The organism is Serratia proteamaculans (assembly GCF_013337185.1).
Taxonomy (GTDB): Bacteria; Pseudomonadota; Gammaproteobacteria; order Enterobacterales; family Enterobacteriaceae; genus Serratia; species Serratia proteamaculans_D.
The window spans coordinates 160,252-175,771 of the sequence record NZ_SWDE01000001.1 but is presented as its reverse complement, the minus strand read 5'-3'; the positions used below and the strand labels follow the sequence as shown (position 1 = coordinate 175,771).

Sequence of the window (15,520 nt, the reverse complement as noted above, 5' to 3'; positions counted from 1 at the left end):
GCCTGCCTGCTCACGCCTCTGGGTTAATCAACCTCTCACTAAACGAACACCCACTTTCAAATGAAACATTCCGTTCTCTGCACCTCTTACCTTTACATCTATTTACAGGATAATTTCTGTCTGACATCACATTTAATTACTGCTAATGATTAGCACCCGGCATTAATGGTTATGCCAACACCGTAAAGCCCCAGAGGCCCCAAGCAGAGGCGGAATTAAATCTATTAACGCTGCCTGGCACCACGCCAGAGTATTTAATGACATAAAACAGCCGGGGTACAGTTCTTGACGTTATCTTTACTCGTATACCCCCATTGTTTACAGTGTTTGCATACTTAGTCGCGTGATTTAACCCACAGAATTCGACGTAATATTGATATAAAACACAATTATAACTTAGCCATGAATGCCATTCCGGCATAGCAAACATACTGTCGCTGTTGAAAATTTGACTTAAAAATGACGGTTGTAATACTTACCTCCCCTGCCTATATTAGCCAGAGTGTTCTGGTTTAGTGTTTTAAAAGGTAAATTTGAGCCTTCCTTTTCAATTTGGCTATTGCAGAAAAGAAAAGAGCACTCTATTATTATCCAGACGCCCCCCACCAATATAATTTGAGACTAGGACAATGAGCGAAGCATTAAAGATTTTGAACAACATCCGTACTCTACGCGCACAGGCAAGAGAATGCAGCCTGGAAACGCTGGAAGAAATGCTTGAAAAACTGGAAGTTGTTGTGAACGAACGTCGCGAAGAAGACAGCCAGGCTCAAGCAGAAGTTGAAGAACGCACTCGTAAACTGCAGCAATATCGTGAAATGCTGATTGCTGACGGTATTGATCCTAATGAACTGCTGCAAACTATGGCTGCAACTAAAGCCGCTGGTAAAGCTAAACGTGCTGCACGTCCGGCTAAATACCAATATAAAGACGAAAACGGCGAACTGAAAACCTGGACTGGCCAGGGCCGTACTCCAGCAGTGATTAAGAAAGCTATCGAAGAGCAAGGTAAATCTCTGGACGATTTCCTGCTGTAATAGCATTCCGCTGCAAGTTAAAAAGGCTCCCTTGGGAGCCTTTTTGTTATGCTTATTTTCAGAAGTAGTAGAAGAACCAAAGCCAGGCTTTACGTAATTATCCTATGTAGGTAACCTTCTACCTCATAGGGCTTGCCTCTTGGTTATCTGCCCCCTCCTGACATAAAAAAGGGGCCGTGGCCCCTTATAGCATTTACATACTGCTCAATTACTGAACTTTATAAAAAGACTTATACCATTCCACAAAGCGTTTCACACCTTCTTCAACGCCGGTTTCAGGCTTGAAGTCAATCACACGATAAAGCTCCGCAGTATCAGCACTGGTATCTAACACGTCGCCAGGTTGCATCGGCAACATATTCTTGCGTGCCTCAATCCCCAGCGCCTGTTCCAATGCGCTGATATATTCCATCAGCTTCACCGGATTGCTGTTGCCGATATTATAGACATGGTACGGCGCAGAACTGCTTGCAGGGGAACCCTGTTCAACCGTCCAGGCTGCATTCGGCTGTGGAATAATCGCCTGCAACCGCACAATAGCCTCAGCGATGTCGTCGATGTAGGTAAAATCACGGTGCATCTCCCCGTGGTTATATACATCAATATTCTCGCCCGCCAATATGGCCTTGGTAAATTTAAACAGCGCCATATCCGGACGCCCCCACGGGCCATAAACGGTAAAGAAACGCAGACCGGTGGTAGGAAGACCATATAAATGGGAGTAGCTGTGCGACATCAGCTCATTGGCTTTCTTGGTTGCCGCATACAAAGATATCGGGTGATCAACAGAATCTTCGGTCGCAAAGGGTAGCTTACGATTCAGGCCATATACCGAACTGGAAGAAGCATATAACAAATGCTCAACTTTATTATGTCGGCACCCTTCCAGCACATTTATATGCCCGATGAGATTTGAGTCAGCATACGCCAGTGGGTTCTCCAATGAATAACGCACCCCGGCTTGTGCACCAAGGTGGATCACCCGTTGGAACTTATGCTCGGCAAACAGCTGCGCCATGCCCTCACGATCGGCCAAATCCAGCTTAATAAACTGGAATGCAGATTTATCCGCCAGCAGATCAAGGCGAGCCATTTTCAGGCCCACATCGTAATAATCATTCAGGTTGTCAATACCGACAACCTGATGCCCAGCGGCCAACAGACGCTCAGCGGTGTGGTAACCAATAAACCCTGCCGCGCCTGTAACCAGGAATTTCATATTTATCCCTTAAATAACCGGCTGAATGGACGCACCGCGGCCAATCGCATAATAGGTAAAGCCACGATTTTCCAAACGTTCAGGATCAAACAGGTTACGGCCATCAAAGATCACCGGTTGCTTTAACGAACCTTTAATCACGTCGAAATCCGGTGCACGGAAGTTCTGCCATTCGGTACAGATAACCAGCGCGTCAGCGCCCTGCAGCGCTGCTTCTTTGGTACCGACCAGCTTCAGATCGTCACGCTGACCGTAGATGCGCTGTACTTCGTTCATGGCTTCAGGGTCGTACGCCTGAACGGTAGCACCCGCCTCCCACAGTTGCTCCATCAGCACCCGGCTGGAAGCTTCACGCATGTCGTCGGTATTTGGCTTGAATGCCAGCCCCCAGAGCGCAAAGGTTTTACCTTTCAGATCTTCACCAAAGTGATGTTTGATGAACTTGGTCAGCTTATATTTTTGCTGATAGTTAACCTGCTCTACGGCTTGCAACAGTTTTGGCTGGTAGCCGATATGTTCAGCGGTGCGGATCAGGGCCTGAACGTCTTTCGGGAAACAGGAGCCACCATAACCACAACCTGGGTAGATAAAGTGATAGCCAATACGGGAATCAGAACCGATACCCTGACGCACTTTCTCAATGTCTGCACCCAGCATTTCGGCCAGATTAGACATTTCATTCATAAAGCTGATTTTGGTCGCCAGCATGCAGTTGGCAGCATACTTGGTCAGTTCAGCACTGCGAATATCCATCATGATCATGCGATCGTGATTGCGGTTGAACGGCTCATACAGCTCGCGGATAGGTTCAATCACATCTTTGTTATCGGTACCGATAACAATGCGCTCAGGACGCATGCAGTCCGCTACTGCCGCGCCTTCCTTCAGGAATTCGGGGTTGGAAACCACATCGAAAGGAATCTGGCTACCGCGTTGGCGCAGCGTTTCTTCCATAACCTGACGGACTTTATCTGCGGTACCGACCGGTACGGTAGATTTATCGATCACCACTTTATGATCGGTCATGTGTTCTGCGATGGTACGGGCTACGGCCGTCACATACTTCAGGTCGGCAGAGCCGTCTTCATCCGGTGGCGTGCCCACGGCGATGAACTGAATGGTGCCATGTTCAACGCCGGCTTTAGCATCGGTGGTGAACTGCAGGCGACCTGCTTCATAGTTTTGCTGTACCAACGGCGTCAGGCCTGGCTCAAAAATAGGGATATTCCCTTTCTTCAGGTTTTCGACTTTACGCTCGTCTATATCAATACACATAACGTCGTGGCCGACTTCAGCCAACACCGCAGCCTGCACCAGGCCAACATAGCCAATACCAAAAACTGTTACTTTCATGGGAAAATCCTAGTTTTTCAAATTAAGACGAAAGATGAATAAATTATTTCTTGTCAGCGGCCAGTAACTGTTTCAGCCACTGAGTAAACTCTTGGCCCAGCCCGGCATGGCGCATGCCATATTCGACAAATGCCTGCATATAACCCAGCTTGTTGCCGCAATCGTGGCTGATCCCTTTCAGGTGATACGCCTCTACCGTCTGTTGCTGCATCAGCATTTCAATGCTGTCGGTCAGCTGGATTTCACCACCGGCGCCCGGAGGGGTTTTCGACAGCAGCGGCCAAATATCGGCGGAGAGCACATAGCGGCCAACAATGGCCAGGTTGGAAGGGGCTTCATCCGGCGAAGGTTTCTCGACTACGCTGACCATCGGGGCGCTTTCGCCCGGCTGCAGTTCATAACCTTTGCAATCGGCCACGCCATAGTTGCCAACATCTTTATGCGGCACAGGTTCAACCATAATCTGGCTGATCCCCGTTTGTTCAAAACGCTGCAGCATTTCGTGCAAATTGTCTTTTTTCAGATCGGAGCTGTACTCATCGAGGATCACGTCCGGCAAAATCACCGCCACCGGTTCGTCACCGACCAATGGATAGGCACACATAATCGCGTGCCCCAGCCCTTTAGCCACCCCCTGACGCACCTGCATCACGGTAACGCCCTTGGGACAGATAGACTGCACTTCATCGAGCAGCTGACGCTTAACGCGTTTTTCCAGCATCGCTTCCAGTTCAAAACTGGTATCGAAATGGTTTTCGATCGAATTCTTGGAGGAATGGGTAACCAACACAATTTCGTTAATCCCTGCCGCAATACACTCATTGACAACGTATTGGATCAAGGGTTTGTCAACCAGCGGCAGCATTTCTTTAGGAATGGCTTTTGTCGCCGGTAACATCCGTGTTCCCAAGCCTGCAACCGGGATCACAGCCTTTCTGACTTTACGATTTACAGCAGGCATTATTTCCTCTCTTAATAGCGCTCAGTTTATGAGCTTCATCCGCCATACAAAAACCCTCGGAGTATACCAGCTTATGACTGACTGGCATTAACCGCAGCACAAATAGAAAAACTTTAGGACAATTACCCAATGGACTCACTGAGGTAAAAATAAGCATCTCAAATATATAAATTTCAAATACTATTTTGACCCAGGAGAATTATTCAGCACTGAGCATCAAGCGTAGCCTGCCACCCGAGCCCCAAACCTGGCACTGCCAGGCAGCACAATGCTGGCTGATTTGATTCATGTAGGTCGCACCCAGCGTTCCCAGTGGCACACCGTTGCTCAGTTGAATTTGATTATCACCGGTATTTACATTGGCATGTAGGCCGGCGGAGACCAGGATCAGGTTTTTATATTCGGTGTGATAATAACCGACCAGCAGCGGAAATTGCCCTTCCAGCTTGCCTTGACGTAATAATTGATTAACCTGCTTTAACAATGCGCTCATTTGCGGCAGCCGATGACGCTGATTAGCTAAATGGTCTTGCAACAATCCATTAAATAATGCGCGCAGCAGCAGGGCCGCCATTACGCCATTATCTCCTGCGCGGGTTACATCCAGACAATAGAACGCCAGGTCTTTATCCGACAGTGCCGCAATATCCAGCACCAATCCCGGGTTCTCGCTAGTGGTTAATTGCCGATAATTAATCCGGCAATGAGCCACGGTCTGCTGCACCGGGGGTTGTAACTGTTTGAGCAACTTCACCGCTTCGGAAGGATTTTTACTCAGCGCATCCCAGTCCTGGAACAGTTCCACCTCCTCAATGGCCGGAGAAGTGAACATATTAGGGTACAGACAGCCCAGCACCGCTTCACGTAAACGATTAAGGTCGGTCACCGGTTTTAACAACACGTCCTGAACGCCTAACCGCAACATCTTGGCGATATCCGCCATTTTATCGGTAGCCGAAATCACCAACACCGGAGTTTGCACCCCTTGCAGCCGCAGATGTTCGACAAACTCAATCCCATCCATTTCCGGCATCGCCAGATCGCACAGGATTAAATCGGGATGCACATCATCCACCAGACTCAACGCCTGCAAACCATTGGGGGCCTCACTGGTTTCCGCCCCCAACGATTTCAAATAGCCAACAAGCACGGAACGAAAAACCAGTTCGTCCTCAACGACCAAAATGCGCTTGTGAGTCAATGGTAATGCCATCAGCCGAGCCTCTTCCCTTTTCATAGTGTAATAGTGGCTCAAAAAGACCTTTTATGCCTGTCAGAAATTGCTCCCATCGCAGGTTATACAGTCAAGAACCGTAAATTATTTGTTTTTTATCAAGGGCAACAGCTTATCCAGCTGTTTTTCAACTGCCAGCCTGCCGGCTTCAATCGCCTCTTCGGCGCGATGGAAATCCAACGTTGAAATCTGCGGACAATAGGGTTGGATCAGCACATCCGGCGGATCGCCTGCCATGCGGTTGCGTTTCAATCGATTTTCCAGCACCTGGATAGAAGTTCCCATGATTTCCATCGCCGTTGGCGTGAAATTAGGTTTTCTGGTGGTCATTTTGCTGATGCGTTCCCTTAATCGTCCTCGCCAGTTACGGGCAGGGAGATCTTTTGCCGCTTCCATATCAGGACTGCGCACCGAGAACAAATCCTGCTGCATCAGATGGGCATCGTGTTGCAAGTCAACGGCAATAACAATGTCGGCCCCCAGCGCCCGGGTCAATGAGATAGGTACCGGATTCACCACGGCGCCGTCCACCAGCCAATAACCGTCAAACCACACCGGCGCCAACAGGCCGGGCATGCTGCATGACGCTCGCACCGCCTGATGAATGTCACCTTCGGTCAGCCACAGTTCCCGTCCGGTACTCAGATTGGTCGCCACGGCACCAAACTTCAATGAACACTCGGCGATGTCATCAATTTTCAACAACTGCCCTACTGCATTAAATACGCGCTCACCACGCAGCAGCCCACCGCGTTGCCAGGATAAATCCATCAAACGGATCACATCCCAATAACTGAATGAACGCACCCAGGTTTCCATGGCCGGCAGACGATGGCTGGCAAAAGCAGCCCCCACCAATGCGCCAACCGAACAACCGGCTACTATATCGACTTCAACACCCAACTTCTTTAGTGCATTGATTACGCCAATATGTGCCCAGCCTTTAGCCGCCCCTGCCCCCAATGCCAATCCAACCTTGATTTTCCGCATAATTACCGCCTTTTTTCGGTGAATTGTTTCGATCCTGTCGTCAGCGTAGATTGTCAGGGTCGAATGATGTTAGGTAACATATGCGCTAAATCACTTTCGGCATCGGCCCGTTCATTTCGTTCCGGCCATTTTAGGAGTCACCTTGCCCGAATTATGCCCCTGCGGTAGCGGACTGGAGTATAGCGCATGCTGCGAACCCTACGTCAACGGCACCCAAACGCCGGCCACGCCCGGAAAATTAATGCGCTCGCGCTTTAGCGCTTACGTAAAACACAATGTGGATTATCTGATTGCCACCTGGCATCCCGACTGTCATGCATCGGAATGGCGTAACGCGATCGTCGACAGTTTCAAGCATACCGAATGGCTGGGTCTGACGGTGGTTGAAGAAAAACAGGGCCATGAGGCCGGGGAAGGTTTTGTCGAGTTCATTGCCCGATTCGTCGACGGCAACACCGGTGAGCACCAGGCGATGCACGAGCGTTCTCGCTTCCTTCAGCTTGACCAACGCTGGTATTATATTGACGGAACCAAACCCCAACCCGGCAGAAATGCAATTTGTCCCTGCGGCTCAGGGAAAAAATATAAAAAATGCTGCGGACGCTAGCCGAGGCTCAAGGTAACCCAAAGACTTCAAGCAGCTCACCATCGCGTCGCCGCTTGAAGATATAGATGATAAAAACTCTCGCCTGCAAAGACAGGACGTTCAGTATCAGACAGGATCCTCAATCCCATGCCACACCAAAATGTACAAAGAAAAGTTTTGCGCACCATTTGTCCTGATGCCAAAGGCCTGATCGCCAAGATCACCAATATTTGTTACAAGCATGAACTCAACATTGTTCAGAACAATGAATTCGTTGATCACCGCACCGGCCGCTTCTTTATGCGTACCGAGCTGGAAGGCATTTTTAACGACACTACCTTGCTGGCGGATCTCGACAGTGCACTGCCGGTGGGTTCGGTTCGCGAACTGCATAACTCTGGCCGTCGTCGTATTGTGGTGTTGGTGACCAAAGAAGCGCATTGCCTGGGCGATTTGCTGATGAAAAGCGCCTACGGCGGTCTGGATGTGGAGATTGCGGCGGTTATCGGTAACCACGATACGCTGCAAACGCTGGTAGAGCGTTTTGATATCCCGTTCCACCTGGTCAGCCACGAAGGCCTGACGCGCGATCAACACGATCAGAAAATGATGGCCCAGATTGATCAGTATCAGCCGGATTACGTAGTGCTGGCCAAATACATGCGCGTGCTGACACCAGCATTCGTGCAGCATTATCCAAACCAGGTGATCAATATCCACCACTCGTTCCTGCCGGCCTTTATCGGTGCACGCCCTTACCACCAGGCTTACGAGCGCGGGGTGAAAATCATCGGCGCTACTGCCCATTACGTTAACGATAATCTGGATGAAGGCCCAATCATCATGCAGGACGTGATTCATGTCGATCACACCTATTCGGCTGAAGATATGATGCGTGCCGGGCGAGACGTCGAGAAAAATGCCCTTAGCCGCGCGCTATACCATGTGCTGGCGCAACGGGTATTTGTCTACGGCAACCGGACGGTTATCCTGTAATTGCTCAAGAAAGCGGTGCCTTTCGTTCAGGGATGCACCGCCACGAGTAAAAAATCGGCAAACGATTCATTTTCTGCATTTCAATGCTTTACACGCCCGTTTCATTTGATATGATGCGCCCCGCTTACCGAGACAGACGTTTCGCAAGCAAGGCCAGTGGTGGGGTTCCCGAGCGGCCAAAGGGAGCAGACTGTAAATCTGCCGTCACAGACTTCGAAGGTTCGAATCCTTCCCCCACCACCATCTTCTCTCTGTTAAGAGTGAAGACGCAGTAAAGGAACCGGCCAGGTTTCTTCCGGATAAAACCGGAACTACAATTTGTAAAACCATGAATACCATGGTGGGGTTCCCGAGCGGCCAAAGGGAGCAGACTGTAAATCTGCCGTCACAGACTTCGAAGGTTCGAATCCTTCCCCCACCACCATCCTTGTATATACCCCAGAATCAAATCAAACCTGGCAGTATCCATATCGCTCCTTACCGGGAGGGATGAGAAGCTTCGACAAGGTTCGAGTCTCATGCAATGAGACAACGCGCTTCAGCGCGGCCCGCAGGGTGAGTCGCACAGCGACGAATAATCCTTCCCCCACCACCATCCTTGTATGCCCCCCAGAATCAAATCAAACCCGAAAGTATCCCTTTCACTCTGTCCGTTCATCATTTATCAATTCCCTTAACCATTCAGCGCATCCTCAACTTGAACTCCGGTCAACAATTCGCTATACCACTGACTTCTTTAATGCAGTAAGGAAGAAAGTGCATGCGTAACAATATCTGCGTTTTTTGTGGTGCCAGCGAAGGCGTTAATCCTGCTTATGCCGAGAACGCGCGGCAATTGGGGCAAACGCTTGCCGCTCAGGGCCGACGCCTGATTTATGGCGGCGGCAAAAAAGGGTTGATGGGCATTGTGGCTGATGCCGTGCTTGCCGCCGGTGGTGAAGCCGTGGGCATCATTCCTGAGCGGCTGGTAGAAGCAGAAACCGCACATCGTGGCCTGACCGAACTGGAAGTGGTTCCGGACATGCACACCCGTAAGGCGCGCATGGCGGCCCTGGCAGACGGTTTTATCGCGCTGCCCGGCGGCATAGGTACCCTCGAGGAGCTGTTTGAAATCTGGACCTGGGGTCAGATTGGCTATCACAGCAAACCGGTTGGCTTGCTGGACGTGAATGGGTTCTATCGCCCACTGAACAGTTTCCTGCAGCACGTGGCCGATCAGGGCTTTATGCGCCATGACTATCTGGGCACCATGCACATCAGTGAATCAGCGCAAACCCTGCTGCAACAGTTTGACGACTATCAGCCCAAGACTTACGACCGCTGGGCAAAATAATTCAGCTTGCCGCCGGCGGCCTGATGCCGCTGGCCTGCGTTACATTTCTGGTCAAACTCTGCTACTATCTCAACACATTTTTCTTGTAAAAACGGCACCGCTCATGAAGTTTGTCTCTTTTAATATCAATGGACTGCGTGCGCGTCCGCACCAACTGGCCGCGATCATCGAACAGCACCAGCCCGACGTGATCGGCCTGCAGGAAACGAAAGTTCACGATGACATGTTCCCGCTGGAAGAAGTCAGCCAGCATGGTTATCACGTGTTCTATCATGGCCAAAAAGGTCACTATGGCGTGGCACTGCTAACCAAAGAGAAGCCGCTTGCCGTACGCCGTGGTTTCCCTACCGATGATGAAGATGCACAGCGCCGCATCATCATGGCCGATCTGGCGACGCCGCAAGGCACGCTGACGGTGATCAATGGCTACTTCCCACAGGGGGAAAGCCGTGACCATCCGATCAAATTCCCCGCCAAGACACGCTTCTATCAGGATTTGCAAAACTACCTGGAGCAGCAAATGTCAGTGGACTCACCGGTATTGGTGATGGGTGACGTGAATATCAGCCCAAGCGATTACGATATCGGCATCGGCGAGGAAAGCCGTAAACGCTGGCTGCGTACCGGTAAGTGCTCCTTCCTGCCGGAGGAGCGCGAATGGATGGATCGCCTGATGAACTGGGGCCTGGTCGATACCTACCGCCACGCCAACCCGGAACGTAACGATCAATTCTCGTGGTTCGACTACCGCTCACGGGGTTTCGATGAAAACCGGGGTCTACGAATCGATCTGCTGCTGGCCAGCACGCCATTGGCCGCACGCTGCACCGCCACCGGTATCGATTATCAGATCCGCGGGATGGAAAAGCCGTCGGATCACGCGCCAGTCTGGGCGGAATTCTCACTGTAATTGTCCCAACCCCGGCCATTGCCGGGGTTTCGCTATGTGGTACCTATGAAAATTATCGATGTCGTCGCCGCCATCATTGAAAGAAATGGCCAGATTCTTTTGGCGCAGCGTAATGCTGACAGCGATCAGGCCGGACTGTGGGAGTTCCCCGGCGGCAAGGTAGAAGCAGGCGAGAGCCAGCCACAGGCACTGGCGCGTGAACTGGACGAAGAGTTGGGAATTGTGGCCAGCGTGGGCCGCTATGTCGCCAGCAACCAGTGGCAGCAAAGTGAGCGCGTCATCCGGCTCCATGCCTGGCAGGTTGAAACCTTTAGCGGCGAATTACAAAACCGCTGCCATTCAGATTTTGTCTGGTTGGCGCCGGAGCAGGCATTTGATTATCCGCTGGCTCCGGCGGATGTGCCGCTATTAACCGCCTATATTAGCGCACTGCAGGCGCAAGGCTGAGTTACCGCGTCACTTCTTCAGACGCACCCAGATTAACGGATTGGTCCCCACCACGTTGGGGTCGCGTACGCACTGCAACGCTTCCCCTTCCACCTTCAGTATCGCCCCTTCAGAATAGTTTTTATCCTGATAGATACAGCAGCGACTGCAAGGTTGAGCTGTCGGCTGAGCAGCAGCGTTTTTGGCTGCCCCCCAGATTTCCGGCGAAACTGGCACCACCACATCGACATCGCCACGATTGGCCATCGCCGTGGAGCAAAACATCAGTGCGCTACCGGCCAGCAACAGTAAGCCGTGATTCATTCGCTCTTCTCCCGCGCCTTACCGGCGCTTTTCTTGCGTTTTTTCGCTCCGCCAGAAGGTGACGGCGGCAACCCGCGAAACGCCATACTCGCCCGGCTCTGCTTGGCCTGATAGATCAGTTCCTGCAGAGTGCCTACCAGAGGTTGCATAAAGTCCTGATAACGACAGGATTTCTCACTGATTTGCGTCAGCGTGGCTTCCCAGTTGGCGGTCATATCAGGACGGGCAGCAATATCCGGCAGCGAATGGATCAACGCTCGACCGGTTTCACTGGAGTGAATATAGCGCCCTTTCTTATACAAAAACGCCCGCTTGAACAGCAACTCAATGATGCCCGCGCGCGTGGCCTCGGTCCCTAAACCATCGGTCGCTCGCAGGATTTTCTTTAGCGCTTTATCCTGAACGAAACGTGCAATCCCGGTCATGGCGGAAAGCAGGCTGGCATCGGTAAACGGCCGTGGCGGTTGAGTCTGGCGTTCAACCACCTCACCACGTTCGCACAGTAGCTCATCATCCTTCACCACGACCGGCAACGGAGCGCCTTCATTTTCTTCATCACGCTCTTTACTGCCAAGCAGCGTTCGCCATCCTGCCTCAGCAAGAAAACGCGCCTTGGCGATAAACTTGCCGCCGGCGATATCCAGCTCAATCACGCATTTGCGGAACATGGCATCCGGGCAGAACTGCATCAGGTACTGCCGCGCAACCAAGCCATAAACGTTCAGCTCATCCTGGCTAAGGCTGACCTTACTGGCACGGGCGGTAGGAATAATAGCGTGGTGAGCATCCACCTTCTTGTCGTCCCAGCAACGGTTACGACGATCGCTGTCGATCACCGGCTGCGGATACAGATCCGGCTGATGAACGCTGATGGCGTTCAACACCGAATGCCGCCCGGCAAAATGCTCTTCCGGCAGGTAGCGGCAGTCGGAACGCGGATAGGTAATCAATTTATGGGTTTCATACAGCCGCTGGCACACGTCCAGCACCTGCTGCGCGCTCAGGTTAAAGCGCTTGGAAGCCTCAATCTGTAAGGTCGACAGTGAAAACGGCAAGGGTGCAGTATCTGATTCCCGTTTATCATTATAAGAGGTGACCAGCGCCGGCTGACCCTCGATACGCTTGAGCACGTGCTCTGCCAACGATCGATGCAGCAAGCGCCCTTCTTCGTCCTGATAAGGCTCGCAGGAGTCACTCGGTTGCCACAGGGCGACAAAACGCTCGTCTTTGGGCGTCACGATGTGCGCTTTAACTTCAAAGAAGTCCTTCGAGACAAAATTTTCAATATCTTCGTCACGTCGGACTACCAGCCCCAACACCGGCGTTTGCACCCGGCCCACCGACAACACGCCATCATAACCGGCATTACGCCCCAAAATGGTGTAGGCGCGGGTCATGTTGATGCCATACAGCCAGTCGGCACGGGAGCGCGCCAGGGCGGAGACACAAAGTGGGATAAAGTCGCGGTTGTCACGCAGCCGTTCAATCGCGCGCTCCACCGCCTGCGGGTTGAGATCGTTGATCAGGCAACGGCGAACGCTGTGACGTTTTTCCGGCGATAGCGCCAGATAATCCAGCACCTCATCCACCAGCAATTGGCCTTCCCTGTCCGGGTCACCGGCATGCACCACTTCATCGGCCTCGTGCAGCAGCTTTTTAATGGCATTAAGCTGTTTGCTGACCGAAGGCCGTGGCTGCAACTGCCACTTTTCAGGGATGATCGGCAGGTCCGCCAGCGACCAGCGCGCATAACGGCTGTCGTAGGCATCCGGCTGCGCCTGTTCTAACAAGTGGCCCACACACCAGGTCACCACATCATTGTTACCGCAGGCGATAAACCCGTCGCCGCGGCGATGTGGCTTGGGAAGTACGTCGGCAATGGCGCGCGCCAAACTCGGTTTCTCGGCAATAAACAGTCGCATTATTCACCGTTATTCTGGCTGTACGTCATCAGGAATTCTCTTACTTCAGCATAATTCCCACGGAACACAATCCGCTGGGATTTCTTTTCCAATTGGTAGTGATACATCGGATCGTAGTAGTGCTGCAACAACGGCACCAGCCACTGCTGATGCTGGTCACTATTTCCACTGACCTGCTGATGCTGCAGTGCCCGTTCCAGGTGCTGCGTCAGCAGTTGGAAACGCTCCAGCCCCAGGCGGCGGCGAATGGCAAACAGGCCGTGATGCAGATATTCATCGTACTTCTGCCAGCCAAGCTGCGCACCGTAGGCCTGTTCAAACTCAATACGCATCCGATCGATATATTCGTGCTGCAGCCGTGCCAGACGCACCTCAAAAGGATCGTCTATCACCGCCACCGGTGCCTGCTGCATGCGGTTGAAGATCGGTAATGGCAGGTTGTTGCTGCCGATAATGCGCCCTTCATCTTCCAGCACCCAGCGGCGGCAGCCACCATGCTGTTTTTTCAGCAATAACACAGCCAGACGATTCTCAAAATCAATCTGGCCGCTTTGACTCACCAGCGTTCGACCAAAAGATGACCCGCGGTGGTGCGCCGCACCTTCCAGATCAACACCGTCGGCCAGCTCATTGACCAGCAGCGTTTTACCGCTGCCGGTATTGCCGCCAATCAGCACCATCGGCAGTTCGGCGCTTTGCTCCAGCGTGGTAAGCAGAAAATTGCGCAGGGCCTTGTAACCGCCGGTGATGCGCGGATAGGCGACGCCGGCCTCACGCAGCCACTGTTGCACCAGTTGCGAACGCAAACCGCCGCGGAAGCAGTAAATATAGCCTTCCGGCCATTGAGCACATTGCGCCAGCCAAGCGGCCGTACGTTGCTCGCGCAGCCTGCCATTAACCAGGCTGTGGCCCAGGGCAATCGCTGCCTGCTGCCCTTGCTGTTTGTAACAGGTGCCAACCGCCTGCCGCTCATCGTCATTCATTAACGGCAGATTGATGGCATTGGCGAAAGCCCCCTGCTGAAACTCAACCGGTGCACGCACGTCAATCAGCGGGATATTCTGCAAAAAAATACGGCGATAGTCCTGGCTGTCTTCCCGTTCCCTGGTGGCTGACACTAGACAACCTCGATCAACGGCTTGCCCGGCACGACCGCATGCAGTTCACCGATAGCCTGGAGTTGAATGCCGTGGCGCTCGGCAATCGCCTGCACCTGCTGCTCCGCTTCAGGCAGTACCGCCAGCAGCAAGCCGCCGGAGGTCTGCGGATCGCACAGCAATTGGCGCTGCAGATCGGTCATTTCACCGACCAGATGGCCGTAACTGTCAAAATTGCGCCCGGTACCGCCGGGTACGCAGCCTTCGGCAATATAACGCTCTATGTCCGGCAATTTAGGCACCTGATCAAACCATACCGTCGCCTGTAGCCCTGAACCCTGGCAAACCTCGCTCAGATGGCCCAGCAGGCCGAAACCGGTGACGTCGGTCATCGCCGTCACGCCTTCGACTTCGGCAAAATCGGTGCCCGGTTTGTTCAGTTGGCACATCACTTCGGTCGCCAGGCCTTCATGCTCTGGCAACAGCTTGCTTTTCTTCTCGGCGGTAGTCAGCACACCAATGCCCAACGGCTTGGTCAGGTATAATTTGGCTCCGGCCTGCGCCGCGCTGTTTTTCTTCACCCGCTCGGTATTGACGATGCCGGTTACCGCCAGGCCAAAAATAGGCTCTGGCGCATCGATAGAATGGCCCCCCGCCAGAGAGATACCCGCCTGCTGGCAAGCATAACGCCCGCCGTCGATCACCTGTTGCGCCACTTCCGCCGGCAGCGTGGCAATCGGCCAGCCCAGAATGGCAATCGCCATGATCGGTTTACCGCCCATGGCATACACGTCGCTGATGGCGTTGGTGGCGGCAATGCGCCCGAAGTCGAACGGGTTATCGACGATCGGCATAAAGAAGTCGGTGGTGCTGATAATGCCCACGCCGTTGCCGATGTCATACACCGCCGCATCGTCACGGGTTTCATTACCCACCAGCAAGCGCGGATCGACAAATTTCTCCCGCTCGCTGTGCAGAATAGTTTCGAGAACTTTCGGTGAGATTTTACAACCGCAGCCGGCGCCATGGCTGTACTGGGTTAAACGGATCGCTGGCGATGTCATATACCACTCCCTTCGGTTAACGGCATTCAAGATATCATAGGGTAGCGCTTGCCGACGGGATTGGTAAG

General features: G+C 52.6%; 15 protein-coding genes, 2 tRNA genes and 1 other RNA gene. 9 read left to right on the top strand and 9 right to left on the bottom strand.

Features of this window, described 5'->3' with window-relative positions:
* Positions 1–629: 629 nt before the first annotated feature.
* Entirely contained in the window at positions 630–1,037 is a 408-nt protein-coding gene (gene hns / locus FCL49_RS00920) for a histone-like nucleoid-structuring protein H-NS (protein ID WP_006321188.1), read from the top strand.
* 208 nt (positions 1,038–1,245) lie between these two features.
* On the opposite strand, the gene FCL49_RS00915 is transcribed toward hns, so the two are convergent.
* The 5 genes from FCL49_RS00915 to rssA form a co-directional block, all read right to left on the bottom strand.
* Positions 1,246–2,256 carry an NAD-dependent epimerase gene (locus FCL49_RS00915; protein ID WP_174352041.1) on the bottom strand — a complete coding sequence of 337 codons (1,011 nt, stop codon included), beginning with the start codon at positions 2,254–2,256 and terminating at the stop codon, positions 1,246–1,248.
* Positions 2,257–2,265: 9 nt separating this feature from the next.
* A complete protein-coding gene (locus FCL49_RS00910; RefSeq protein ID WP_174352040.1) occupies positions 2,266–3,609 on the bottom strand; it encodes a UDP-glucose dehydrogenase family protein in 1,344 nt (447 codons plus the stop codon).
* 43 nt (positions 3,610–3,652) lie between these two features.
* Complete coding sequence (gene galU / locus FCL49_RS00905; protein WP_174352039.1) at positions 3,653–4,570, bottom strand: UTP--glucose-1-phosphate uridylyltransferase GalU; 918 nt, start codon at positions 4,568–4,570, stop codon at positions 3,653–3,655.
* A 199-nt stretch (positions 4,571–4,769) separates the two neighbouring features.
* Positions 4,770–5,783: a two-component system response regulator RssB gene (rssB, locus tag FCL49_RS00900; protein WP_153860206.1), complete on the bottom strand. Its 1,014-nt coding sequence runs from the start codon at positions 5,781–5,783 to the stop codon at positions 4,770–4,772.
* Between the two features lie 105 nt (positions 5,784–5,888).
* Positions 5,889–6,794 (bottom strand): patatin-like phospholipase RssA, encoded by a 906-nt coding sequence (rssA, locus tag FCL49_RS00895; protein WP_174352038.1) that lies wholly within the window; start codon positions 6,792–6,794, stop codon positions 5,889–5,891.
* Positions 6,795–6,936: 142 nt separating this feature from the next.
* Between rssA and FCL49_RS00890 the strand changes: the two genes are divergently transcribed.
* From FCL49_RS00890 to FCL49_RS00855, 8 genes are all read left to right on the top strand, one after another.
* On the top strand, positions 6,937–7,401 hold the full coding sequence (locus FCL49_RS00890; protein ID WP_174352037.1) for a YchJ family protein: 465 nt from the start codon (positions 6,937–6,939) through the stop codon (positions 7,399–7,401).
* A 126-nt stretch (positions 7,402–7,527) separates the two neighbouring features.
* Entirely contained in the window at positions 7,528–8,376 is an 849-nt protein-coding gene (gene purU / locus FCL49_RS00885; RefSeq protein WP_012145438.1) for a formyltetrahydrofolate deformylase, read from the top strand.
* Positions 8,377–8,534: 158 nt separating this feature from the next.
* A tRNA-Tyr gene (locus FCL49_RS00880) sits at positions 8,535–8,619 on the top strand.
* A 96-nt stretch (positions 8,620–8,715) separates the two neighbouring features.
* Positions 8,716–8,800: transfer RNA gene (locus tag FCL49_RS00875), tRNA-Tyr, on the top strand.
* A gap of 44 nt (positions 8,801–8,844) precedes the next feature.
* A non-coding RNA gene (locus tag FCL49_RS00870) (RtT sRNA) lies at positions 8,845–8,971 on the top strand.
* Positions 8,972–9,136: 165 nt separating this feature from the next.
* Positions 9,137–9,709 (top strand): TIGR00730 family Rossman fold protein, encoded by a 573-nt coding sequence (locus tag FCL49_RS00865; RefSeq protein WP_012145439.1) that lies wholly within the window; start codon positions 9,137–9,139, stop codon positions 9,707–9,709.
* A gap of 103 nt (positions 9,710–9,812) precedes the next feature.
* Positions 9,813–10,619 carry an exodeoxyribonuclease III gene (xthA, locus tag FCL49_RS00860; RefSeq protein ID WP_115184531.1) on the top strand — a complete coding sequence of 269 codons (807 nt, stop codon included), beginning with the start codon at positions 9,813–9,815 and terminating at the stop codon, positions 10,617–10,619.
* A gap of 45 nt (positions 10,620–10,664) precedes the next feature.
* Positions 10,665–11,066: a pyrimidine (deoxy)nucleoside triphosphate diphosphatase gene (locus FCL49_RS00855; RefSeq protein ID WP_153860201.1), complete on the top strand. Its 402-nt coding sequence runs from the start codon at positions 10,665–10,667 to the stop codon at positions 11,064–11,066.
* A 9-nt stretch (positions 11,067–11,075) separates the two neighbouring features.
* On the opposite strand, the gene FCL49_RS00850 is transcribed toward FCL49_RS00855, so the two are convergent.
* The 4 genes from FCL49_RS00850 to selD are packed head-to-tail and all read right to left on the bottom strand — an operon-like array spanning position 11,076 to position 15,452.
* The gene (locus FCL49_RS00850; RefSeq protein WP_174352036.1) at positions 11,076–11,369 is read right to left on the bottom strand and encodes a DUF1496 domain-containing protein; all 294 of its coding nucleotides are present in this window, start codon (positions 11,367–11,369) and stop codon (positions 11,076–11,078) included.
* Positions 11,366–13,291: a DNA topoisomerase III gene (locus FCL49_RS00845; RefSeq protein ID WP_174352035.1), complete on the bottom strand. Its 1,926-nt coding sequence runs from the start codon at positions 13,289–13,291 to the stop codon at positions 11,366–11,368. Before FCL49_RS00845 ends, FCL49_RS00850 begins: the two co-directional genes overlap by 4 nt.
* Positions 13,291–14,409, bottom strand: coding sequence for a tRNA 2-selenouridine(34) synthase MnmH (mnmH, locus tag FCL49_RS00840; protein ID WP_174352034.1), 1,119 nt, complete (start codon positions 14,407–14,409; stop codon positions 13,291–13,293). Before mnmH ends, FCL49_RS00845 begins: the two co-directional genes overlap by 1 nt.
* Positions 14,409–15,452 (bottom strand): selenide, water dikinase SelD, encoded by a 1,044-nt coding sequence (gene selD / locus FCL49_RS00835; protein ID WP_174352033.1) that lies wholly within the window; start codon positions 15,450–15,452, stop codon positions 14,409–14,411. The genes mnmH and selD overlap by 1 nt, the downstream gene beginning before the upstream one ends.
* Between the last annotated feature and the right edge of the window lie 68 nt (positions 15,453–15,520).

Coding starts and splice junctions, on each gene's coding strand:
- hns (WP_006321188.1), top strand. CDS start 630: ATGAGCGAAGCATTAAAGATTTTGAACAACATCCGTACTCTACGCGCA.
- FCL49_RS00915 (WP_174352041.1), bottom strand. CDS start 2,256: ATGAAATTCCTGGTTACAGGCGCGGCAGGGTTTATTGGTTACCACACC.
- FCL49_RS00910 (WP_174352040.1), bottom strand. CDS start 3,609: ATGAAAGTAACAGTTTTTGGTATTGGCTATGTTGGCCTGGTGCAGGCT.
- galU (WP_174352039.1), bottom strand. CDS start 4,570: ATGCCTGCTGTAAATCGTAAAGTCAGAAAGGCTGTGATCCCGGTTGCA.
- rssB (WP_153860206.1), bottom strand. CDS start 5,783: ATGGCATTACCATTGACTCACAAGCGCATTTTGGTCGTTGAGGACGAA.
- rssA (WP_174352038.1), bottom strand. CDS start 6,794: ATGCGGAAAATCAAGGTTGGATTGGCATTGGGGGCAGGGGCGGCTAAA.
- purU (WP_012145438.1), top strand. CDS start 7,528: ATGCCACACCAAAATGTACAAAGAAAAGTTTTGCGCACCATTTGTCCT.
- FCL49_RS00865 (WP_012145439.1), top strand. CDS start 9,137: ATGCGTAACAATATCTGCGTTTTTTGTGGTGCCAGCGAAGGCGTTAAT.
- xthA (WP_115184531.1), top strand. CDS start 9,813: ATGAAGTTTGTCTCTTTTAATATCAATGGACTGCGTGCGCGTCCGCAC.
- FCL49_RS00855 (WP_153860201.1), top strand. CDS start 10,665: ATGAAAATTATCGATGTCGTCGCCGCCATCATTGAAAGAAATGGCCAG.
- FCL49_RS00850 (WP_174352036.1), bottom strand. CDS start 11,369: ATGAATCACGGCTTACTGTTGCTGGCCGGTAGCGCACTGATGTTTTGC.
- FCL49_RS00845 (WP_174352035.1), bottom strand. CDS start 13,291: ATGCGACTGTTTATTGCCGAGAAACCGAGTTTGGCGCGCGCCATTGCC.
- selD (WP_174352033.1), bottom strand. CDS start 15,452: ATGACATCGCCAGCGATCCGTTTAACCCAGTACAGCCATGGCGCCGGC.